This window comes from Nitrospirillum viridazoti CBAmc (assembly GCF_000730165.1).
Classification (GTDB): domain Bacteria; phylum Pseudomonadota; class Alphaproteobacteria; order Azospirillales; family Azospirillaceae; genus Nitrospirillum; species Nitrospirillum viridazoti.
On sequence record NZ_CP022110.1, the window covers coordinates 193,938 to 213,643 of the forward strand.

The 19,706-nt window shown below is 66.8% G+C and carries 23 protein-coding genes and 1 tRNA gene; 15 read left to right on the forward strand and 9 right to left on the reverse strand.

All coding sequences use genetic code 11. The annotated features are described in order from the left end of the window. Positions 1 to 4 precede the first annotated feature (4 nt). The 4 genes from Y958_RS31780 to Y958_RS00975 all read left to right on the forward strand — a co-directional run bounded on the left by Y958_RS31780 (position 5) and on the right by Y958_RS00975 (position 3,750). Entirely contained in the window at positions 5 to 157 is a 153-nt protein-coding gene (locus tag Y958_RS31780; protein ID WP_186291212.1) for a hypothetical protein, read from the forward strand. Between the two features lie 179 nt (positions 158 to 336). Beyond that, positions 337 to 1,197, forward strand: a complete 861-nt coding sequence (locus Y958_RS00965; RefSeq protein WP_088870550.1) for a site-specific integrase — start codon at positions 337 to 339, stop codon at positions 1,195 to 1,197. Between the two features lie 12 nt (positions 1,198 to 1,209). After that, a complete protein-coding gene (locus Y958_RS00970; RefSeq protein ID WP_088870551.1) occupies positions 1,210 to 2,397 on the forward strand; it encodes an IS91 family transposase in 1,188 nt (395 codons plus the stop codon). A 404-nt stretch (positions 2,398 to 2,801) separates the two neighbouring features. After that, positions 2,802 to 3,750, forward strand: a protein-coding gene (locus tag Y958_RS00975; protein WP_088870552.1) for an IS630 family transposase whose coding sequence is annotated in 2 segments (ribosomal slippage) — positions 2,802 to 3,143 and positions 3,145 to 3,750 — 948 coding nt in all. Because the reading frame shifts where the segments join, the coding sequence is not laid out codon by codon here. Positions 3,751 to 3,866: 116 nt separating this feature from the next. Here the strand turns inward: Y958_RS00975 and Y958_RS00980 are convergent. Further along, entirely contained in the window at positions 3,867 to 4,838 is a 972-nt protein-coding gene (locus tag Y958_RS00980) for a hypothetical protein (protein WP_244909316.1), read from the reverse strand. A gap of 317 nt (positions 4,839 to 5,155) precedes the next feature. On the opposite strand from Y958_RS00980, the gene Y958_RS00985 reads away from it, so the two are divergent. The 5 genes from Y958_RS00985 (at position 5,156) to Y958_RS01005 (ending at position 9,733) form a co-directional block, all read left to right on the forward strand. Next, positions 5,156 to 5,956 carry an ABC transporter ATP-binding protein gene (locus Y958_RS00985; protein ID WP_088870554.1) on the forward strand — a complete coding sequence of 267 codons (801 nt, stop codon included), beginning with the start codon at positions 5,156 to 5,158 and terminating at the stop codon, positions 5,954 to 5,956. An 86-nt stretch (positions 5,957 to 6,042) separates the two neighbouring features. Further along, entirely contained in the window at positions 6,043 to 6,930 is an 888-nt protein-coding gene (locus Y958_RS00990) for a transporter substrate-binding domain-containing protein (RefSeq protein ID WP_040848898.1), read from the forward strand. A gap of 629 nt (positions 6,931 to 7,559) precedes the next feature. Next, complete coding sequence (locus tag Y958_RS00995) at positions 7,560 to 8,270, forward strand: ABC transporter permease (RefSeq protein ID WP_004273865.1); 711 nt, start codon at positions 7,560 to 7,562, stop codon at positions 8,268 to 8,270. Next, positions 8,267 to 8,956, forward strand: coding sequence for an ABC transporter permease (locus tag Y958_RS01000; RefSeq protein ID WP_088870555.1), 690 nt, complete (start codon positions 8,267 to 8,269; stop codon positions 8,954 to 8,956). Before Y958_RS00995 ends, Y958_RS01000 begins: the two co-directional genes overlap by 4 nt. A gap of 129 nt (positions 8,957 to 9,085) precedes the next feature. Continuing rightward, positions 9,086 to 9,733, forward strand: a complete 648-nt coding sequence (locus tag Y958_RS01005; RefSeq protein WP_088870556.1) for an acyloxyacyl hydrolase — start codon at positions 9,086 to 9,088, stop codon at positions 9,731 to 9,733. A gap of 73 nt (positions 9,734 to 9,806) precedes the next feature. Here the strand turns inward: Y958_RS01005 and Y958_RS01010 are convergent, their stop codons facing one another. Both Y958_RS01010 and Y958_RS01015 read right to left on the reverse strand, forming a co-directional pair. After that, the gene (locus Y958_RS01010) at positions 9,807 to 10,178 is read right to left on the reverse strand and encodes a hypothetical protein (protein ID WP_186291214.1); all 372 of its coding nucleotides are present in this window, start codon (positions 10,176 to 10,178) and stop codon (positions 9,807 to 9,809) included. A 124-nt stretch (positions 10,179 to 10,302) separates the two neighbouring features. Further along, positions 10,303 to 10,378, reverse strand: a tRNA-Ala gene (locus Y958_RS01015). A 254-nt stretch (positions 10,379 to 10,632) separates the two neighbouring features. On the opposite strand from Y958_RS01015, the gene Y958_RS01020 reads away from it, so the two are divergent. The 3 genes from Y958_RS01020 to Y958_RS01030 all read left to right on the forward strand — a co-directional run bounded on the left by Y958_RS01020 (position 10,633) and on the right by Y958_RS01030 (position 11,571). Then, a complete protein-coding gene (locus Y958_RS01020; protein ID WP_211098507.1) occupies positions 10,633 to 10,941 on the forward strand; it encodes a YggT family protein in 309 nt (102 codons plus the stop codon). A 4-nt stretch (positions 10,942 to 10,945) separates the two neighbouring features. Further along, the gene (locus tag Y958_RS01025; RefSeq protein ID WP_244909317.1) at positions 10,946 to 11,269 is read left to right on the forward strand and encodes a DUF167 domain-containing protein; all 324 of its coding nucleotides are present in this window, start codon (positions 10,946 to 10,948) and stop codon (positions 11,267 to 11,269) included. Positions 11,270 to 11,355: 86 nt separating this feature from the next. Then, entirely contained in the window at positions 11,356 to 11,571 is a 216-nt protein-coding gene (locus Y958_RS01030; protein ID WP_088870558.1) for a hypothetical protein, read from the forward strand. Positions 11,572 to 11,753: 182 nt separating this feature from the next. Here the strand turns inward: Y958_RS01030 and Y958_RS01035 are convergent, their stop codons facing one another. From Y958_RS01035 to rlmN, 5 genes are all read right to left on the reverse strand, one after another. Then, entirely contained in the window at positions 11,754 to 12,140 is a 387-nt protein-coding gene (locus Y958_RS01035) for a hypothetical protein (protein ID WP_088870559.1), read from the reverse strand. Positions 12,141 to 12,267: 127 nt separating this feature from the next. Next, on the reverse strand, positions 12,268 to 13,479 hold the full coding sequence (locus Y958_RS01040) for an argininosuccinate synthase (protein WP_088870560.1): 1,212 nt from the start codon (positions 13,477 to 13,479) through the stop codon (positions 12,268 to 12,270). Positions 13,480 to 13,632: 153 nt separating this feature from the next. Continuing rightward, positions 13,633 to 13,857: a hypothetical protein gene (locus tag Y958_RS01045; RefSeq protein ID WP_088870561.1), complete on the reverse strand. Its 225-nt coding sequence runs from the start codon at positions 13,855 to 13,857 to the stop codon at positions 13,633 to 13,635. A 6-nt stretch (positions 13,858 to 13,863) separates the two neighbouring features. Beyond that, positions 13,864 to 14,136: a hypothetical protein gene (locus tag Y958_RS01050; RefSeq protein ID WP_088870562.1), complete on the reverse strand. Its 273-nt coding sequence runs from the start codon at positions 14,134 to 14,136 to the stop codon at positions 13,864 to 13,866. Between the two features lie 250 nt (positions 14,137 to 14,386). Then, positions 14,387 to 15,601, reverse strand: coding sequence for a dual-specificity RNA methyltransferase RlmN (gene rlmN, locus Y958_RS01055; protein WP_088870563.1), 1,215 nt, complete (start codon positions 15,599 to 15,601; stop codon positions 14,387 to 14,389). A gap of 133 nt (positions 15,602 to 15,734) precedes the next feature. On the opposite strand from rlmN, the gene Y958_RS01060 reads away from it, so the two are divergent. Next, the gene (locus tag Y958_RS01060) at positions 15,735 to 16,541 is read left to right on the forward strand and encodes an alpha/beta fold hydrolase (protein ID WP_244909319.1); all 807 of its coding nucleotides are present in this window, start codon (positions 15,735 to 15,737) and stop codon (positions 16,539 to 16,541) included. Between the two features lie 126 nt (positions 16,542 to 16,667). On the opposite strand, the gene Y958_RS01065 is transcribed toward Y958_RS01060, so the two are convergent. Next, a complete protein-coding gene (locus Y958_RS01065) occupies positions 16,668 to 17,354 on the reverse strand; it encodes a Crp/Fnr family transcriptional regulator (RefSeq protein WP_088872405.1) in 687 nt (228 codons plus the stop codon). A gap of 326 nt (positions 17,355 to 17,680) precedes the next feature. Between Y958_RS01065 and Y958_RS01070 the strand changes: the two genes are divergently transcribed. Further along, on the forward strand, positions 17,681 to 18,151 hold the full coding sequence (locus Y958_RS01070) for a hypothetical protein (RefSeq protein WP_004273859.1): 471 nt from the start codon (positions 17,681 to 17,683) through the stop codon (positions 18,149 to 18,151). Between the two features lie 81 nt (positions 18,152 to 18,232). After that, positions 18,233 to 19,423 (forward strand): class I SAM-dependent rRNA methyltransferase, encoded by a 1,191-nt coding sequence (locus tag Y958_RS01075; RefSeq protein ID WP_088872406.1) that lies wholly within the window; start codon positions 18,233 to 18,235, stop codon positions 19,421 to 19,423. Positions 19,424 to 19,706: the final 283 nt, after the last annotated feature.

The following is a 19,706-nucleotide window of genomic DNA, read 5'->3' on the forward strand; positions in this document are numbered from 1 at the left end:
CACCATGATTCAGCAAGCGATCGTGGGTGTGATCGTGGTGGCGGCGCTGGCCTGGGTCCTCCGCCCCACCATCCGCCGCGTCATCCGCCGCCGCCAGGTCGCCACCGGCAAAGCGCCCGGCCCCTGCGGCTCCGACAGCTGCAACTGCGGCAGCTGAGCGTCAAAAAAGCTGCCTAGCCTCGAAGCGCCAGCCTAGAGCGCCCTGCGAATAACTTGAATCGGAAATAGGATTGAACGAACCCGCTGTCGCGGGAATGGCGCCGCTGTTGGCGTATGAGGCCTCCGGTCTGAGGATTGCGGTTGTCGAAGCCCAATCCACAGACAGGAGGTTCCGCGATGGCCGAGTTGAGCCCTCTACGTCGCCGCATGATCGAGGACATGACGGTCCGTAATCTGTCGCCGGCGACGCAACGATCCTACGTGCATGCCGTGGCGAAGTTCAGCCGGTATTTTGGGCGGTCGCCGGACCGCCTTGGTCTTGAGGACGTCCGTGCTTTCCAGGTCCATCTGGTCGCCACGGGGATATCGTGGCCGGCGTTGAACCAGACGGTGTGCGCCCTGCGGTTCTTCTATGGCGTGACGCTGGGGTATGGCGATCTGCCCGAACGCATCCCGTACGCGCGCGAGCCACGCAAGCTGCCGGTGGTGCTGAGCGCGGACGAAGTGGTGCGTTTCCTGGAAGCGGTGCCGAGCCTGAAGAGCCGGACGGCGTTGACGACGGCGTACGCGGCGGGCTTGCGGGCGTCGGAGGCCGTCAGCCTTAAGGTCGGCGATATTGACGGTGGGCGGATGGTCATCCGGGTCGAGCACGGCAAGGGTGGCAAGGACCGCCACGTCATGCTGTCGGCGCAGTTGCTGGGCATCCTGCGCACCTATTGGCGCCTGGCCCGGCCCGGTCATTGGCTGTTTCCCGGCCGGGACGGGAGCCGGTCGATGGACGTGCAGGTGCTCCATTCGGCCTGCCGTTCGGCTTGTGCCGCCGCCGGGCTGGCCAAGCGCGTGACGGTCCACACGCTCCGGCACAGCTTCGCCACCCATTTGCTGGAGGACGGCACGGACATCCGCATCATCCAGGTCCTGCTGGGCCACAGCAACCTGTCGAGCACGGCGCGGTACACCCAGGTCTCCAACAGCGTCATCCGGCGCACCGAGAGCCCGCTCGACCGCCTGAAGCTGGAGGTGGTGCCTCCCGCCTGAGCCGGCATCGCCATGCCGGCCGGGCTGGAGGTGGCGGACGTCTTCCGCCGCCACGGCGACGCCTATCGCCAGGCGCACGATGGCCACCTCGGCTGCGTCGAGCGCCGGGTGATGGGTGCGATCGAGGCATGCCGCACGGCGGCACTGGGCGGCCACGCCGAAGCTTGCCCGGAGTGCGGCCTGGTGCGGTGCGCCTACAACTCCTGCCGCAACCGGCATTGTCCCAAGTGCCAGGGCGCCGCGCGGGCGGAATGGCTTGCCGCACGACAGGCCGATCTGCTGCCGGTACCCTACTTCCACGTCGTGTTCACGCTGCCGGCACCCGTGGCGGAGATCGCGTTCCAGAACAAGGCGGTGGTCTATGCCATCCTGTTCAAGGCCGCCGCCGAGACCCTGCGCATCATCGCCGCTGATCCCAAGCACCTGGGCGCCGAGATCGGGCTTGTCGCCGTGCTCCACACCTGGGGCCAGACCCTTCACCACCATCCGCATGTCCATTGTGTCGTGCCCGGCGGTGGACCGTCGATCGATGGCACGCGCTGGGTCGGATGCCGGCCCGGCTTCTTCCTGCCGGTCCGCGTGCTCTCCCGCCTGTTCCGCCGCTTGTTCCTCGACGCGCTGGCCGCCGCGTTCGAGGCCGGCACCCTCGGCTTCTTCGGCGACCTCGCCCCCCTGGCGGAGCCCGCCGCCTTCCACCACCGCTTGCGCGACCTGCGGCGGGTCGAATGGGTCGTCTACGCCAAGCCGCCCTTCGGCGGCCCCGCCCAGGTGCTGGCCTATCTGGGCCGCTACACCCATCGGGTCGCCATCTCCAATACCCGCTTGGTCGCCATGACCGGCAGAGACGTCACATTCCGATGGAAGGATTATCGCCATCATGACAAGGCCAAGGTCATGACCCTGGCATCCTTCGAGTTCATCCGGCGCTTCCTGCTCCACACCGTGCCGGATGGCTTCCACCGCATCCGCCATTATGGCTTCCTCGCCAACAGTCACCGGGCCGGAAAGCTGGCACTTTGCCGCAAGCTCCTCGATGTCCCACCGCCGGCGCCAACGGTGGCCGAAGAACCCACCGACCGCTCCCCATTGGCCAGCCCCCCGCTGGATCGCTGCCCGTGCTGCGGTGGCGCGATGATCCTCCTGGCCGTCTTGCCGCCGCTTCGGCCCCATCGCCCGCCCCTCCGGTACGACACCTCATGAACCGACAACATTCCAACATCGCCCGGCCGTCCACCCCGGCAGCCCCGCGCGCCGGCCGGAGGTGTTTTACCCGCCGCACCACCGCGGACAGCTCCCGGCTTCAAAATAGCGGCAAAGCTGACGCCAGTCCTCGCCCGTGGGCCGCCAACGAGCGCCCTACGGTCAATCCAGCCCCATCAGAACCCTTCCAACGGGCCCGGATCGGCATCACGAACCAGGCCCCAAAGCCACTTTCCCCATAGCCCGCGCCCGTCATCCCGCGGCTTCGCTCAATCCGGCTTCAATGAGGTCGCGGTCGCCCCCGGTAGCACCCTCGGCGCAACGCGACCTCACAGAAGCCTCCAGATTCCCTGGGAGCAGGAAATCTGATTCAAGGTTCTGACTGGGATGGAGGCCAGTCAGGAATGCCCAAAGCCTATTCGCAGGACCTTCGGGAGCGTGTGATCAAAGCTGTAACGGAGGGAGAAATGAGCCGCCGTTCAGCGGCTGAGCGCTTTGGAGTGAGCGCTTCATCGGCGGTCAAATGGCTTCAAGGCTACGAGCAGGAAAAGCGCAGCCACCCTCGCGGGACTGGCGGTCACCGGCCCTCCAAGACCAAGCCGGAGCGGGAGTGGCTGCTGGCGGTGATTGCAAGCGAACCGGACATTACGCTCACCGCCCTGTCGGACAGGCTTCTGGCGGAGCGCGGTGTGAAAGCGGATACGAGCATGCTGTCCCGCTTCTTCCAGTCCGAAAACATCAGCTTCAAAAAAAAGCGTGCTGCCCAGCGAGCAAGACAGGAAGGACGTGGCTCGGCGCCGGGAGCAATGGAAAAGGTACCAAAACAGGCTTGATCCTAGCCGCCTGGTCTTCATCGATGAGACTTGGGCAAAGACCAACATGACACGGACGCACGGGCGCTGCCCCAAGGGGGCCCGGTTGCACGCCAAAGTCCCCCACGGCCACTGGAAAACCCTGACCTTCCTGGCCGCCCTGCGTCATGACCGGATCGATGCCCCATGCGTCTTCGACGGGCCCATCAACGGCCAGCGCTTCCTGGCCTATGTCGAGCAATTCCTAGTGCCCACCCTGGCGCCTGGTGACGTCGTCATTCTCGACAATCTGGGTTCCCACAAGAGCCCGGCGGTCCGTAAAGCGATCAGAACTGCGGGGGCAAAGCTCTTCTTCCTACCGCCCTACAGTCCTGATCTGAACCCCATCGAACAGGTCTTCGCCAAACTCAAGGCGCTCTTGCGGCGTGCCGCCGAACGCACAGTCCAGGCAACCTGGCGGCGTATCGGCAAACTCCTTGACGAGTTCACTCCTGCTGAATGTGCAAACTACATCCAAAATGCAGGATATGCGTCAACCTAAACACAAAATGCTCTAGGCCCCGACCGGGGCCGCCGGAGCGTTTTGGGGAGCGCAGCGGACTGAAACGCGAGGACAAGCCGAGCCGGCGGATGCCGGCGCCCGGTGCCTGAGGGCCCTCACTTAGGCGCGGGCCGCGTCGCCAAACGCCACTGGGTGGCCTGGCTGTAGCGCTTGGCCAGGAAGTGGTAGGTCCGCTTCATCAGGGCCTCCAGCTCCGGGCTCTTCTCCACCGTCACGGTCAGCCAGCCGTCCAGCACCTCATCCCAGGGCAGCAGCGACTGGTGCAAATCGTCGCGCATCTCGCGGATGTAGCTGATGTTCTGGTCGAACTTGCGCAGCATGGCCAGGATCTCGCCCGTCTGGGCGTCCACTTGGGCGAATCGGGATTCCAGGTCGGCGATGGGCGGCAGCGACAGGGTCTGCATGCGCACGATCTCTTCCTTGACCATGCGCTCGGCCTTGTAGATGCGGTGGGCCGTCTCCAGTCCCTGGCGGACCTTGTGCAGGGCCAGGGCCCGCTCGCGCAACGCCTCGATATAGGACAGTTCCTTGGCCAGCATGTCGATGTGCAGGCCGATCTCCTCCTCCGGATCGCCGGCCAGCGACAGCCGGTTGGCGATCATGCGGAAGGCCTCGTGCACGCGGGCCTTGGTGTTCGGATCCTCCACCACCTGCTCCAGCTGCTCGGGGCTGGAAACGACCGTCTCGCCGCCCGTCAGCCAGGTGACCAGCTGCACCGTCAGGCGACCCTTGGCCACGTTGTAATGGCGCTCGTCCACCCGCCAGCTGGCGGTGCCGTCGATCAGCTCGTTGGGGATGGTGTCGCCGGGGCGGATTTCGCGGACATAGCGCAGGCCCTTGGCCGCCATGGTCAACAGCTGGCCGTCGAAGGATTTGGGCTGGATGCCGAACTCGGTGGACAGCTTTTCGATGGGAATCTCGACGTCGAGCTTGCCCAGCTTCATACACATCACCGGCTCATCGTTGGTCTTGGACAGGATGAAGCGGCAGCCGTCGACCGTGAAGACCTTGTGGTCGAACAGGAAGTGTGTGCTGCGGTTGGCCGCGGGCTGGATGCCTGTGCTCATGGGCGCTGAACAATTCCGGGTGATGAACGACGGCGCCCCATCGCCGCCGGCGCCGGGGTGCCAGGCCACACTACCACGTTTGGCAGGGGCTGCATCGGCCATGGGTGCCGTCAAGGCCTGCAGTCCCCGCTTTGGGCCGTGACAGGAAACCTCTTTCCGTCCCGGGCGGCGCACGGTAGTTTTGCCGGCTTCGGGGTTTCCTTCCAAGGAAACGTCCCACGGTCATTCACGGTCACCGGCTGGCGCGCGGCCCCCATCGCCGCGCCGGCCGGGTGCGCTTTCTGGTCCGGATGGGTCCGGACGAATTTCGGGGTCCTATGACGCAATCGCCGGCTGTCGCCGTGGCCGACCAAGCCAACACCGCCATTCTTGTGCGGGACTTGCACAAGCGCTTCGGCGAGACGGAGGTGCTGAAGGGCGTCTCCCTGACGGCGCGGGACGGCGACGTCATCTCCCTTATCGGATCCTCCGGATCGGGCAAGAGCACGTTGCTGCGCTGTATCAACCTGCTGGAGACGCCGGACGAGGGCCAGGTCTGGGTGAATGGTGAGCTGATCCGCATGGGGCGCGACCGTCGCGGCATGGCCGTGCCCGCCGACCGCCGCCAGGTGGACCGCATCCGCCAGCGCCTCGGCATGGTGTTCCAGGGCTTCAACCTGTGGACCCACATGACGGTGCTGGAGAACGTCATCGAGGCGCCGGTGCATGTCCTGGGCGTGCCCCGGGGCGAGGCGGTGGACCGGGCCAAGGCCCTGCTGGACAAGGTGGGGCTGGGCCAGCGGCAGGATTATTATCCCAGCCAGTTGTCGGGCGGGCAGCAGCAGCGCGCCGCCATCGCCCGCATGCTGGCGATGCAGCCCCGCGTCATGCTGTTCGATGAGCCGACCTCCGCGCTGGATCCGGAACTGGTGGGCGAGGTGCTGCGCGTCATCCGCCAGTTGGCGGATGAGGGCGCCACCATGCTGATCGTGACGCATGAGATGGCTTTCGCCCGCGACGTCTCCTCCCACGTCCTATTCCTGCACCAGGGCCGGGTGGAGGAGGAGGGGACGCCCGACGAAGTGTTCGGCAACCCCCGCAGCGACCGCTGCCGGCAATTCCTGGCCCGGCCCGCTTAAGGCATACTGGACAACAAAGAGCGGCGGCCGATCGGACACGGGGTGTTGATGCGGACCGTCCCGTCATTGGTTTCGTAGGGGGTTTCATGAAGAAGCTGGTCTTGGGCCTGATCGCGGTGGCGGTGGTCGCCGGGGCTGCGTACCTGGCGACGCACCGCACGCCGTCCGGCACCGGCGCGCCCACCGTGACCGACCAGGGGGTGCCCAATCCCCTGCGCGTGGCGACGGAGGGGGCCTACCCGCCCTTCAACGTGGCGGAGCCCGACGGCACCCTGAAGGGGTTCGAGATAGACCTGGCCAAGGATTTGTGCCGGCGCATGGGCGTGAAGTGCGAGATCGCCGCCCAGGCCTGGGACGGCATCATCCCCGGGCTGCAGGCCGGCAAGTACGACGTCATCCTGGCCGGCATGTCCGCCACGGACGAGCGGCGGCAGGCGGTGGACTTCACCGTCCCCTACGTCCTGACCCCGGCCTATTTCGTGGCCCCCAAGGACAGCCCCTTGACCAAGATCGACTTCGGCCTGCAGCGGCTGGACATTTCCAACATGGACGAGGCCTCCACCCAGGCCATGGACAAGTTGAAGGCGGCGCTGAAGGGCAAGACCGTGGGCGTCCAGGTGGCCACCATCCACGCCAACTTCTTGGACACCTACCTGGGCGACACCGTCACTGTCCGCCGCTACGACACGCTGCAGAACCTGTCGCTGGACCTGGCGACCGGCCGTGTCGACGCCGGCCTGGCCGACATGACCGGCTGGCAGCCTTTCCTGGAGGGAACGGACGGCCAGAACGCCGCCACCTTCGGCCCCGGCATCACCGGCGGCCTGCTGGGCCCCGGCATCGCCGCCGCCCTGCGCAAGGGCGACGGCCGCCTGCTGGACGCCTTGAACAACGCCATCACCGCCGCCAAGGAAGACGGCACCATGAGGAAGCTGGCCGAACAGTGGTTCCACTTCGACGCGTCGGCGCATTGAGTTTTCCCTCAGGCGCCGGGCGGGGTTGTTGGTTTCCCTCAATCGCCGGGCGCCGGCATCCGCCGGCTTGGCTGTCCTCGCTGCGCCCTGCGGTGCTCGCTCCGGCGGCCGCAGTCGCGGCCTAGGAACTTCGCCAGGGGGGGGGCGCTGTGGAGCGTAGCGACTAGGCCGCGACTGCGGCCGCCGGAGATTTCCGGGGAACGCAGTGGACTGGAAATCGAGGACAAGCCAAGGGCCGGATGGCCCGCCGGCGTCTGAGGCATAAGAGGGAAGCGTAGCGACTAGGCCGCGACTGCGGCCGCCGGAGATTTCCGGGGAGCGATAGCGGACTGGAAATCGAGGACAAGCCAAGGGGCGGATGCCCTGCCGGCGTCTGAGGCATAAGAGGGAAGCGTAGCGACTAGGCCCCGACCGGGGCCGCCGGAGATTTCCGGGGAGCGATAGCGGACTGGAAATCGAGGACAAGCCAAGGGGCGGATGGCCCGCCGGCGTCTGAGGCATAAGAGGGAAGCGTAGCGACTAGGCCGCGACGGCGGCCGCCGGAGATTTCCGGGGAATGCAGTGGACTGGAAATCGAGGACAAGCCAAGGGGCGGATGCCCCGCCGGCGTCTGAGGAATTGGCGCGATAATGATAGACCTGTTGGGTTTCGGTGCGCGGGGCTGGGGGCTGCAGCTGCTGCAGGGCATGGGGATGACCCTGCTGGTGGCGGTGTCGGCCTATCTGTGGGGCTTGGGCCTGGGTGGGGCGGCGGCGGCCTTGAAGCTGTCGGGCCATCGGGGCGGCCGGGTCGCGGCCGACGCCTACACCACCATCGTGCGCGGCGTGCCCTCGCTGCTGGTCATCTACCTGCTGTTTTTCGGCGGCAACAGCGCGGCCACCTGGGTCGTCAGCCTGCTGGGCTTCAACGGGCCGGTGGAACTGTCGGCCCTGCCCGTGGGCATCCTGGCGGTGGGGACGGTGTCCGGCGCCTATTCCGCCGAGGTGCTGCGCGGCGGCGCCCTGGCCGTACCCCATGGCCAGGTTGAGGCCGCCAAGGCCTTGGGCATGAACCGATGGCTCACCTTCCGCCGCGTCATGCTGCCCCAGACCCTGCGCTATGCCCTGCCCGGCCTGGGCAACGTCTGGCAACTCACCCTGAAGGACACCTCGCTGGTCTCCGTGGTGGCCTTGGTGGAGCTGATGCGCGTGGCCTATCTGGCCCAGGGCGCCACCCGCCAGCCCTTCCTGTTCTTCACCACCGCCGGCCTGCTGTACCTGGCCATGGCCGGCCTGTCCGGCCGCCTGTTCGCCCGGGCCGAACTGTGGGCCGGGCGTGGCGTGCGGAGGGCCGCCCGATGAACTCCCCCCTCGTCACCGCCCTGATGGCGGCCCTGCCGCAGTTCGTCACCGGCACCTGGCTGACAGTGCAACTGGTGGCCCTGTCGCTGCTGTTGGGGCTGTTGCTGGCCACGCTGGTGGCCGTGATGCGCCTGTCGCACCTGGCGCCCCTGTCGTGGGTGGCGCGCGGCTATATCTACGTCTTCCGCTCCACGCCCCTGCTGGTGCAGATCTTCCTGATCTATTACGGCCTGGGCCAGTTCGACGCCGTGCGCCAGAGCGTGCTGTGGCCCCTGCTGCGGGAACCGTACTGGTGCGCCATCATCGCCTTCGTGCTGAACACCGGCGCCTACACGGCGGAGATCATGCGCGGCGGTATCGAGGCCGTACCCCATGGCCAAGTGGAGGCCGCGAAGGCCTGCGGCATGGGCGGCGGCCTGCTGTTCCGCCGCATCATCCTGCCCCAGGCCTTCCGCCTGGCGCTGCCGGCCTACGGTAATGAGATCATCCTGATGCTGCAGGGCAGCGCGCTCGCCAGCACCATCACGCTGATGGAACTGACGGGCGTGGCCAAGGCCATCGCCGCCCGCACCTTCCAGCCCATCGAGGTGTTCTGCCTGGCCGGCGCCGTATACCTGGGGATGAGTTTCCTCATCACCCGGGGTGTTCAGTTGGCGGAGAGGCGGCTGACGCCGGTAAAAAGGTAATAGGAACGCGGAGCGTCAGGTCTATGCCGTCGCACCTTGGACAATTTTGTCCGTTTCCCCTTGAGTTGGCGCGGGATTGCTCTGCATAAAGGCGGAAATCCCTCCGCCTTTACTCTCCCAAGCAGGATCATGACGAAGACCCATCGCAAGGCCCTGCGCGGCCGTGGTTTGCGCGCCGCCACCTCCCTGTTGGCCCGGTCCCTGTTGGCCCCGGCCCTGTTGACCGGCGCCTTGGCGGGTATCGCCGCCCCGGCCCTGGCCGCCGACCGGGATCCCGACCTGCTGGCCCTGGGCGTCGGCATCTATGACCAGTCCTGGATCGATCCGCCCGCCTTCTTCCAGGTGGACGCCGACACCCCCCACGACCGCACCCAGTTCGTCACCGCCGAATACCGCTTCGGCTGGTCGCTGGTGAAGGTGGACGATTGGTTCGCCATCAAGCCGCTGGTGGGTGTGATCCAGACCTTCAAGGGCAGCTTCTACGGCTATGGCGGCCTGCAGGCCGATTTCACCTGGGGCCCGTTCTTCATCACCCCCAGTGCGGCCGCCGGCTACTACGCCCATGGCGACGGTAAGGACATGGGCTACCCCCTGGAATTCCGCACGCAGATCGAGACGGGCTACCGTTTCAGCAACGGCGACCGCTTCTCCATCGCCCTCAGCCACATCTCCAACGCCGAGTTGGGCAAGACCGTCACCATTCCCGGCACGCCGCGCACCCGCACGGTCAACCCGGGTGCCAACAACCTGGTGGCCTACTACAGCTTCGCCCTCTGATTCTGATCAATGGGTGGTGAGGGGCGCGGCGCGGAAGGGGCACTTCCGCGCCGCTTTCCTTTGGGTGGCGGGGTTATGAGGCCGGGAAGATGGTGATGTACTGAATTTGCGGTTCCGAGCCGCATCCCGTTGTCTGGTTCGTGTCGTAGGTGATCTCCACCTGCAGGCCCGTTGTCAGTGCGGTCAGAGTCGTTGCCAGGATGCCGTCATCCTTACCGGTATCCGGGATGCGGAAATTGAGGGTTCCCCCGTCTGAAAGCCGTTTCAGTTGCACTATGCGGCAAGCCGGATACATGTGGCCCTGCGTGAACATGATTTTTCCGCGCACCGTGAACACGTCCGCGTGCGCGATGTTCACCGTGGCGCAGGCCAGCGTCAGGGCGGCCGCGAGCGTTCTTCCTTTAAGCATGTATTCCCCATCGTTACGATCAACGCGCATGCCCAAATTGGCTGTGCCCTTTGGGCGTAGCGGAAAACGAAAATGCCGCTTCCGGGCCGGAAATGCACGAAGTACAACACACGAATTAATCGTGTATTTGAATAAGCGCACCGTGAAGGGGGAGGGGATTTGGTGGAGCCGAGGAGGATCGAACTCCCGACCTACGCATTGCGAACGCGTCGCTCTCCCAGCTGAGCTACGGCCCCACACTCAAATCCGGCGGCGGGCATAGTCCCGGGCGCCTGAAGTGGGCGGGATAATGCTCAGGGCGACCGGGCATGTCAAGCGGCCATTCCGCGAAAAGAACGGAATGCGGGGCATGCGGGGGCCGGGGTGCTTCCGGTGGTGGGGCCGCTTGGGGATGGGCGCACATGTCCAGTGCGGGCCCGCGCTGGACAAGGGGGCGCCCCGCCCGTAGGGTGGCGCCCATGCCGTTGAAACCATTGGGGACGGACCTGCTATGGATCCTTTGATCCGCACCATCCTGGAACTGCTGCTCGTGGTTCTGAACCTGGCCTGGTGGGTGCTGATGATCAGCGCCATCCTGAGCTGGCTGGTGTTCTTCGGGGTGATCAACACCCGCAACCGCTTCGTCGCCACCCTGATGGACATCACCTACCGCCTGACGGAACCGCTGCTGCGTCCCATCCGCAACGTCGTGCCCAACCTGGGTGGCGTGGACATCTCCTTCATCGTGCTGATGCTGATCATCTGGGCGCTGGAACGGCTGATCCAGAACTACATGTTCAGTTCCCTGATGTTCCGCTAAAGCGGTGGCCGAGGGGAAAACGACCGCCGAGGTGATCCCCGGCGGGGTGCGCGTGTACTTGCGCGTCACCCCCCGCGCCTCCCGCACCGCCATCCAGGGCCTCATGGAGGGGCCGGAGGGCCGCCAGCTGCTGAAGGTGGCCGTCACCACCGTGCCCGAGGACGGCAAGGCCAACGAGGCCGTGCTGAAGCTGCTGTCCAAGACCTGGCGCGTCCCCAAATCCAGCCTCACCATCGTCGCCGGCCTGACCGACCGCAACAAAGTGGTGGAGGTGGCGGGGGAGGCGGACGGGCTGCTGGCCATGGTGCGCGCGTCCTGGCAAGGCTGATCGGCGCGTCATTGGCGGCCGCGCCCCTCACGCTATCGCCGCCCCCCTGGCTGGAGTAGGATCAGGTTTCCCAACAGCGAGGCCCCATGCCACCCCCGAAGAAGCCGGCTCCCCAGGCCAAGCTCAGCGCCATGGACCAGATGATCGCCGACTGCGTCAGGAAGGCCAAGGCGCGTAAGCGATCTGGCCAGACGGACAAGGAGTGGCGGGCCAAATACGCCGCGTCGCTCAAGGGCGGGGACGACGGGGCGGCCCCGATGAGCGAAACGCCCTTCGCTGGGGACGCGTTCAAGAAGAAATAGAGGCGGCCGGGCCGAGGAAATTTCCCAAAAAAAGCCCCGCCCGGCTCACAGAGCCGGCGCGCGGAGTGACTTGCCGGTGCCCGATCGGCTCTCTGATGAAGTCTGCCATCCGCCCAAGCTCCTTCCCGGCATCGCTGATCGCAACAAGCTGCTTGGGCGGACGCGTTGCTGATGCGTGTCCGTCAAGGGTACAGGGCGGCGCTCAGGGCAATGGAAAGGGCGAAGCTCAAGCACCAGAGCCAGGCTGCGGTTCGCGGGAGTCCCAGACAGGTCGCCCGCCGCCAGAGATAAGACGGGGGGAGAAACACCCACAGGGCCGTGAAGTTTCGGCCCGCCTTGTCCAACGCGGTGCGAATGACGCGCCGGTCCAGACCGGCCAGGACAATATAGACGAAGAACGACGCCAAATTGGCGATCTGAAGGGCGTCCTTGGGTCCAAGGCCGGGATGGTGGATCAGGGCTTGCTCCAGGGCGGTGGCGATCAGGGGAATAACGGCGAAACCATAGGCGAAGACATTAACCGCCGGCCCCGGGGACGGGGCGGATGGTAGGGACTGTCCCATCGTCATCGTTGTTCAACCCGTGCCGTATGCACCAGGAACGATAATACGCCAACGCGGTGGTAAAAGCGCCCAACAAAAAAGCCCCGCCCGGTTTCCCGGACGGGGCTTTCCTGAAAGCGGCGGATAAGGCCGCTTACTGCTTGCCGGCCATGGCGCCCAGGCGCAGGCGCAGGGCGTTCAGCTTGATGAAGCCTTCGGCGTCCTTCTGGTTGTAGACGCTGTCGGCCTCGAAGGTGACGTAGTCCAGGCGGTACAGCGAGTTCGGGCTCTGGCGGCCGACCACGCGGGCGGAGCCCTTGTACAGCTTCAGGCGCACGACGCCGGTGACGCGCTTCTGGGTGTTGTCGATCAGGGCCTGCAGGGCCTCACGCTCCGGGCTGAACCAGAAGCCGTTGTAGATCAGCTCGGCATAGCGCGGCATGATCTCGTCCTTCAGGTGCATGGCGCCGCGGTCCAGCGTCAGGCTCTCGATGGCGCGGTGGGCCACCGACAGCAGGGTGCCGCCGGGGGTCTCGTACACGCCGCGGCTCTTCATACCGACATAGCGGTTCTCCACCAGGTCCAGGCGGCCGATGCCGTTGGCGCCGGCCAGCTCGTTCAGGCGGGTCAGCAGGGCCGCCGGGCCCAGCTTCTGACCGTCGACGGCCACCGGGTCGCCGCCCTCGAACTCGATCTCAACGTACGTCGGGGTGTCCGGCGCCTTTTCCGGGGCGACGGTGCGGGTGTACATGTCCTCGTCGGGCTCTTCCCACGGGTTCTCCAGCGCCTTGCCCTCGTAGGAGATGTGCAGCAGGTTGGCGTCCGTGCTGTACGGCGCCTCACCGCGCTTGTCCTTGGCGATCGGAATCTGGTGCTTCTCGGCGAACTCCAGTAGGGCGGTGCGGCTGTTCAGGGTCCATTCGCGCCAGGGGGCGATGACCTTGATGTCCGGCTTCAGGGCGTAATAGCCCAGTTCGAACCGCACCTGGTCGTTGCCCTTGCCGGTGGCGCCGTGGGCTACGGCGTCGGCGCCGACGGCCTTGGCGATCTCGATCTGGCGCTTGGCGATCAGCGGCCGGGCGATGGAGGTGCCCAGCAGGTAGACACCCTCATACAGCGTGTTGGCCCGGAACATGGGGAAGACGAAGTCGCGCACGAACTCGTCACGCAGGTCGTCGATGTAGATGTTCTCGGGCTTCACGCCCAGCAGCTCGGCCTTCTTGCGGGCGGGCTCCAGCTCTTCACCCTGGCCCAGGTCGGCGGTGAAGGTCACGATCTCGCACTTATACGTCTCCTGCAGGTATTTCAGGATGACGGAGGTGTCGAGACCGCCGGAGTAGGCGAGGACAACTTTCTTGACGCTCATGACTGTACGCCCGCTAAAGGTCAGGGTGGAATGCGTCCGGACGTTATCCCCCGGCCGCCCGCCTGGCAAGATTAGTGCGCCTGCCGCGACCGCATCCCCCGCCTTCATGGGCGTGGGAGCTATGACATTTTCGACCCGCCAGGCCTTTGAGTGTCACGCCTTCTGCCGGGGCCAGCGCGTGTAGGCCAGGTACCACAGGGCGGGCACGCCCAGGACGGGGAAGTAGAGCAGCAGCGCCCAGTAGGGGTTGCGGCCCACCTTGGCCAGCACCAGGCCGGCGGCACAGACGGCGATGGTGGCCAGGATGACGACGATCAGCAGGGCGGCCCAGTTGGGCAGCAGCAGGCCGAGGGCGGGGGCGTAGGCCAGGGGCAGCATGGGCGCTTACTCCGACGCGGCGGCCTGGGCGGCCGCCCGCTCGCGCTTCAGGCGTTCGCGCGGGTGCATCTTGGGTTGACGAACGGGCAGGACGGGCCAGGGTGTCTTGGCCAGCAGCACCAGGAAGATGACGGGGCCCAGCAGCGGCAGGGCCAGCCACAGGGGCCAGCGGCGGGGCAGGCCGGCGCGGATGACCAGCCGGTGGGCCGGCCACAGCAGCAGGGCCGTGACCCCGAGGTGGATCAGCAGGCTGTTGACGAGATCGGTACCGAGATCCAAAGCGCGCGTCCCCCACGGTCCTTATGGGCCGGATGATAGCAAAGCGCGGCAGGGATTACAGGGGCTGGTGTCACCCGCGCCTTGAGGTGGCTCAGGCGCCGGGACGGAAAGCGCCCCCAGAGCGGCATGATCCCCATGCCGCTGTAGACCGCGACTGCGGTCGCCGGACCTTTTCGGGAAGCGTCAGCGGACTGAAAAGGGAGGATGAGCCAAGCGGCCGGATGGCCGCGCCCGGCGTCTGAGGGAACCCTTAAAGAGTCCCCGTCGCGGCCAGCACGGCTTCCTTTTCCGCCACCTGGGCGGCGTACTCGGCCTGCAGGGCCTTGTGCGCCTCCAGGGCCGCGATACGGGCCTGGGCGGTGGGCTTGGTGCTCTCGCTCTTCAGCTGGCCGCAGGCGGCTAGGATGTCGCGGCCGCGCGGGGTGCGCACGGGCGAGGCGTAGCCGGCGTTGTTCACGAAGTCCGCGAACTTGGTGATCTGCTCATCGGTCGAGCACTCGAAGGGCGCGCCCGGCCAATAGTTGAAGGGAATCAGGTTGATCTTGGCCGGGATGCCGCGCAGCAGGCGCACCAGCTCGCGCGCGTCGGCCAGGCTGTCGTTCACGCCCTTCAGCATGACGTATTCGAAGGTGATGCGGCGCGCGTTGCTCAGGCCGGGATAGTCCCGGCACGCCTGCATCAGTTCCTTGATGGGGTACTTGCGGTTCAGCGGCACGATGCGGTCGCGCAGCTCGTCATTCACCGCGTGCAGGCTGACGGCCAGGTTCACGCCCAGCTCATCGCCGCACTGGCGCATCATGGGCACGACGCCGGAGGTGGACAGGGTGATGCGCCGCTTGGAAATGGCGATGCCCTCGCCATCCATGACGATCTTCAGCGCCTTGGCGACGTTGGCGTAATTGAACAGCGGCTCACCCATGCCCATCATGACGATGTTGCTCAGCATGCGCCCGTCGGGCGGGGCCGGCCATTCGTCCAGGTGGTCGCGCGCCAGCATGACCTGGCCCACGATCTCGGTGGCGTCCAGGTTGCGCACCAGGCGCTGGGTGCCGGTGTGGCAGAAGCGGCAGGTCAGGGTGCAGCCCACCTGGGAGGAGACGCAGAGCGTGCCGCGGTCTTCCTCGGGAATGTGGACGGTCTCGATCTCCTGGCCGTCGGGCATGCGGGCCAGCCACTTGCGCGTGCCGTCCTCGCTCTTCAGGTCCTTTACCGCCGTGGGCCGGTCGATGACGTAAAGGTCTGCCAGCTTCTCGCGCACCGGCTTGGCCAGCGTGCTCATCACCGCGAAATCGGTGGCGCCGCGATGGTAGATCCAGTGCCACAGCTGGCGCGCGCGAAAGCGCTCCAGCCCGGCCTTCGCGACCTCAGCTTCCAGATCGTCCCGCGAGAGGCCGACCAGGTTCACCCGCCCGTCCGCCCGAGGAGGCGGCGGGGCGAATTCCTTCATGTGATTTTCCACGCCCATGGCGGCGATAGATGGGGCAGATCGGCCCCCGAGTCAAAGGGGGGACTCGGGAAAAATGCGCGGGGCGGGGTTGCGTACGGGGTCAGACGCCGCTATCGCGGGTGGGGAACATAAGATCTGGGGGGCAAGGGCCATGATCCTGCATCAGGTGACGGCGGTGGACGGGACCCTGCTGGCGGTGGCGGAGGGCGGCGTGCCCGGGGGCAGGCCCATCCTGTTCCTGCATGGTTTCGGCCAGAGCCATCGCGCCTTCCGCGCCCAGTTCGACGGTCCCCTGGCGGCGGAGTTCCGCCTCCTGGCGCTGGACCTGCGGGGGCATGGCCGGTCCGGCCGGCCGCAGGATCCGGCCGCCTACGGCGACGGCCCCCACTGGGGCGGCGATGTCATGGCTGTGCGCCGCGCCCTGGGCTTGGCGGATGTGATCCTGGTGGGCTGGTCCTACGGCGGTGCCATCCTGGCCGACCATGTGGCGGCGTATGGGACGGAAGGCATTGCCGGCGCGGTTTTCGTCGGGGCCTGCCCGCGCCTGGGCAAGGCGGCCGCTTCTTATCTGGGGCCCGCCGCCAAGGCCCATTTTCCGCCCATTCTGTCCGATGACCTGGCAGCACAAGAGGCCGGCGCCCGCGCGTTGGCTGAGGCCCTTGGCGAGCGGAATGAGGCAGATGCGGCCGTGGCCGATACCCTGTCGGTACCCCTGGCGGCGCGGCGGGCGATGATGCGCCGCCAGATGGATGGCGCCGCCCTGGCGGCGTTCGACCGTCCAGCCCTGGTGGTCCATGGCCGGGCGGACCCGGTGATCCTGCCCACCATGGCCGGTTGGCTGGCGGAAACCCTGCCGCAGGCGCAGGTGCATCTGTACGATGGCATCGGGCACGCCCCCTTCATCGAGGCGCCCCTGCGCTTCGACGCCGACCTGGCCGCCTTTGCGCGCTGGGTCTAAGACCACACAGACCTATAGCCCGCGACTGCGGGCGCCGGAGATTTCCGGGGAACGCAGTGGACTGAGAATCGAGGACAAGGCAAGGCCACGGATGTGGCCGCCCGCCGCCTGAGGGGAAAATATAAACTAAGCCCCCTCGGCCAGATCCAGCAGGTCGTCCATGTCCTGGATCTGCACCTTGTTGCCTTCCAGCAGGCTGATGACCCGGCTGGTCTTCAGCTGGGTGAAGGTGCGGCTGACGGTTTCTGTGGTGAGGCCCAGATAGTCGGCGATATCGGCGCGGCTCATGGGCACGTGCACCGGGTTGGTCTTGTGGCCGCGCCGGCTGGCCCGCTGCGACAGCAGCAGCAGGAACGAGCAGATCTTCTCCTTGGCCGTCTTGCGGCCCAGCAGCAGCATTTGGTCCTGCGCCGCCGCCAGTTCGTTCGACGCCATGGAGAACAGGCGGCGCTGCATCTTGGGGAATTCATCCAGCAGCGCCTCCATGCGGCGCCGGGGGAACCGGCACAGCGACACGGGCGTCACCGTCTCGGCGGTATAGGCATAGCTGTCGTTGACCGACAGGCCGAAGAAATCGCCCGGCAGCAGGAAGCCGGTGATCTGGCGCCGCCCGTCGGGCAGCAGCTTGTAGACCTTCACCGTGCCGGAGGTGACGTTGTACAGCGTTTCCGCCGGGTCGCCCTCGCCGAACACGGTGTGGCCGGCGTCGAAACGGGTGGTCTGCAGGATCTCGGCCAGGCGGCGCAGTTCCTCCGCCTCCAGGGCGGCGCAGACGGTCAGGGTACGGACGGTGCAGGCGCTGCAGGGGTGGATTTCGCCCGCCGGGTCGGTCTTCCCGTTGGTTTGGGTATTCGAATCCCTGGAATAGGCAAAATCGATGTGGGTCATCGCCGCACTCCGCTGTCAGCCGTCACCCCCGGGAGCCCGCGCGGATCGCGGTCGGAGGGATGCGGCCGGTCTTTCGTTCCCCAATCAGTGCCGCGGGATCAGCATATAGCCAGGAAACGACTGAGGAAAAGCCTAGACATGGCGATGACTGGCTTACTCCATCCCCGCGTTTATTCTTTGATCCATGTCATGGCGGCGGTTCGGGGCCTGGCATCAGGATGGCTATCCCTCAGTCTCGGATTTGTGCCTTCATGCCCACCTTCGTGACCCGTCCGCTGGACGCCCGACAGATCGACCAGGCCTACGCGCTGATGCGCCCGTTCTATCCGGACTTGACGGTGGAGCGCTGGCGCGACCATGCCCAGGCCCTGCTGGCGCCCGGCAGCCGCGGCGGCATCGTCACGGTGCAGTTGGACCACCGCTACATGCACGGCCTGTTCTCCCACTTGCTGGTGCCGGACCTGGACCATCGCCTGGGGTTGCAGGTGGACGTGTTCGTGGCGCTGGACCTTTTCGATCCGGAGGGGGCGGGGGACGCGCTGCTGGCGGAAATGGATCGGATTGCCCGGCGGCATGGCTGCGACGCCATCCACATCACCCTGCCGGACAGCCAGGTGAAGGCCCATCCGTCGCTGGCGCGCTTCCGCGCCCTGGGCCATCTGCCCGAGGGGCGGCGCCTGTGCAAGCACCTGCTGGCGGAGCCCATGGCCGCGCCGGCCTGATGGCGAGATGCGTTCCCGGCGACGGGATCCCTTGCGCCCTTTGCCGTTGTGCCTTCGGGGCCGCACGCTATGCTCCGGTCCATGACTGAAAAGCTTCCCACCCTGCTGTTCCAGGCGGGCCGGCACAAGCGCGTGGCCGGTGGCCACCCCTGGGCCTATTCCAACGAGATCCAGATGGACGCCGCCGCCAAGGCCCTGCCTAAGGGCGGGCTGGTGCGGCTGGCCGACGCCGGTGGCGGCGTGCTGGGCATCGCCACCTTCAACCCCCACACCCTGATCGCGGCGCGCATGCTGACCCGCGACCTGTCGGTGACCATCGACGCCGGCTTCTTCGCCGACCGCTTCCGCGCGGCGGCGGCGCTGCGCGACCGGCTGATCGGGCGACCCTACTATCGCCTGGTGCATGCGGAGGCCGACGGCCTGCCGGCGCTGATCGTCGATCGCTATGGCGACGTGCTGGTGGTGCAGGCCAATTCCGCCGGCATGGATCGCCTGCTGCCCCAGATCCTGGACGGCCTTGCTACGGTGTTCCCCGGCGCCTCTATCATTCTGCGCAACGACAGCGCCGCCCGCGGCCTGGAAGGCGTGGGGGAAGAGGTGCGCGTGGCCGTGGGCGCGGTCGATGGCCCCATCAAGGTGGAAGAGAACGGCGCCACCTTCTTCGCCGACCCGGCGGGCGGTCAGAAGACGGGCTGGTTCTATGACCAGCGCGACCACCGCGCCTTCGTCGCCAGCTTGGCGCAGGGCCGCTCGGTCATCGACTTCTACAGCTATTGCGGCGGGTTCGGCGTGCTGGCCGCTACGCGCGGTGCCGCGCGCACCGTGCTGGTCGACCGCTCGGCCGGCGCCCTGGAACTGGCGGGCAAGGCGGCGGCGGCCAACGGCGTCGCCGACAAGGTGGAACTGCGCAAGGCCGACGCCTTCGCCGAGCTGGAACGCCTGGCCGAGGCCGGCGAAACCTTCGAGGTGGTGATCTGCGATCCGCCGGCCTTCGTGAAGTCCAAGAAGGACTTGGCCAACGGCAGCCGCGCTTATCGCAAGCTGGCCAAGCTGGGCGCCCAGATCACCGCCCCCGGAGGCATCCTGCTGGTGGCCAGCTGCAGCCACAACATGCCGCCCGAGCTGTTTGCCGAGCTGGTGGCCAAGGGCCTGGGCGATGCCCGCCGCCAGGGGCGCATCCTGCGCTTCTCCGGCGCCGGCCCCGACCATCCGGTGCACCCCCTGCTGCCGGAAAGCGCCTATCTCAAGGCCGAGGTCTTCGCCCTCGATTGATACCGCGGCCAGCGGCACCATTCCGCCAGCGCCGCCCCGAGGCGGTAAAGCGCGATCTGCGTCCACCGGAGGTTTTCGGGGCGCGGTGGACTGGAAATTGAAGACAGGCCAAGGCCATGGGCGCCCGTCCGGCGTCTGAGGCGAATAGGATAAGCGGCTGATCTCGGCCGCTTTTCCTGTTTATAGGCCTCGTTTCTTCGCACCCGCAGCGATGCGGTGGACCCGGGGCACCCCTGTGACAGTTACATGAATGGGCCCTTAAAGCGGGCTTGACACCCCTTAT

Excerpts from the sequence above, each read along its gene's own strand:
- Y958_RS31780 (WP_186291212.1), top strand. The coding sequence starts at position 5 with ATGATTCAGCAAGCGATCGTGGGTGTGATCGTGGTGGCGGCGCTGGCC.
- Y958_RS00965 (WP_088870550.1), top strand. The coding sequence starts at position 337 with ATGGCCGAGTTGAGCCCTCTACGTCGCCGCATGATCGAGGACATGACG.
- Y958_RS00970 (WP_088870551.1), top strand. The coding sequence starts at position 1,210 with ATGCCGGCCGGGCTGGAGGTGGCGGACGTCTTCCGCCGCCACGGCGAC.
- Y958_RS00980 (WP_244909316.1), bottom strand. The coding sequence starts at position 4,838 with ATGAGCACAGGCATCCAGCCCGCGGCCAACCGCAGCACACACTTCCTG.
- Y958_RS00985 (WP_088870554.1), top strand. The coding sequence starts at position 5,156 with ATGACGCAATCGCCGGCTGTCGCCGTGGCCGACCAAGCCAACACCGCC.
- Y958_RS00990 (WP_040848898.1), top strand. The coding sequence starts at position 6,043 with ATGAAGAAGCTGGTCTTGGGCCTGATCGCGGTGGCGGTGGTCGCCGGG.
- Y958_RS00995 (WP_004273865.1), top strand. The coding sequence starts at position 7,560 with ATGATAGACCTGTTGGGTTTCGGTGCGCGGGGCTGGGGGCTGCAGCTG.
- Y958_RS01000 (WP_088870555.1), top strand. The coding sequence starts at position 8,267 with ATGAACTCCCCCCTCGTCACCGCCCTGATGGCGGCCCTGCCGCAGTTC.
- Y958_RS01005 (WP_088870556.1), top strand. The coding sequence starts at position 9,086 with ATGACGAAGACCCATCGCAAGGCCCTGCGCGGCCGTGGTTTGCGCGCC.
- Y958_RS01020 (WP_211098507.1), top strand. The coding sequence starts at position 10,633 with ATGGATCCTTTGATCCGCACCATCCTGGAACTGCTGCTCGTGGTTCTG.
- Y958_RS01030 (WP_088870558.1), top strand. The coding sequence starts at position 11,356 with ATGCCACCCCCGAAGAAGCCGGCTCCCCAGGCCAAGCTCAGCGCCATG.
- Y958_RS01035 (WP_088870559.1), bottom strand. The coding sequence starts at position 12,140 with ATGACGATGGGACAGTCCCTACCATCCGCCCCGTCCCCGGGGCCGGCG.
- Y958_RS01040 (WP_088870560.1), bottom strand. The coding sequence starts at position 13,479 with ATGAGCGTCAAGAAAGTTGTCCTCGCCTACTCCGGCGGTCTCGACACC.
- Y958_RS01045 (WP_088870561.1), bottom strand. The coding sequence starts at position 13,857 with ATGCTGCCCCTGGCCTACGCCCCCGCCCTCGGCCTGCTGCTGCCCAAC.
- rlmN (WP_088870563.1), bottom strand. The coding sequence starts at position 15,601 with ATGGGCGTGGAAAATCACATGAAGGAATTCGCCCCGCCGCCTCCTCGG.
- Y958_RS01060 (WP_244909319.1), top strand. The coding sequence starts at position 15,735 with ATGATCCTGCATCAGGTGACGGCGGTGGACGGGACCCTGCTGGCGGTG.
- Y958_RS01070 (WP_004273859.1), top strand. The coding sequence starts at position 17,681 with ATGCCCACCTTCGTGACCCGTCCGCTGGACGCCCGACAGATCGACCAG.
- Y958_RS01075 (WP_088872406.1), top strand. The coding sequence starts at position 18,233 with ATGACTGAAAAGCTTCCCACCCTGCTGTTCCAGGCGGGCCGGCACAAG.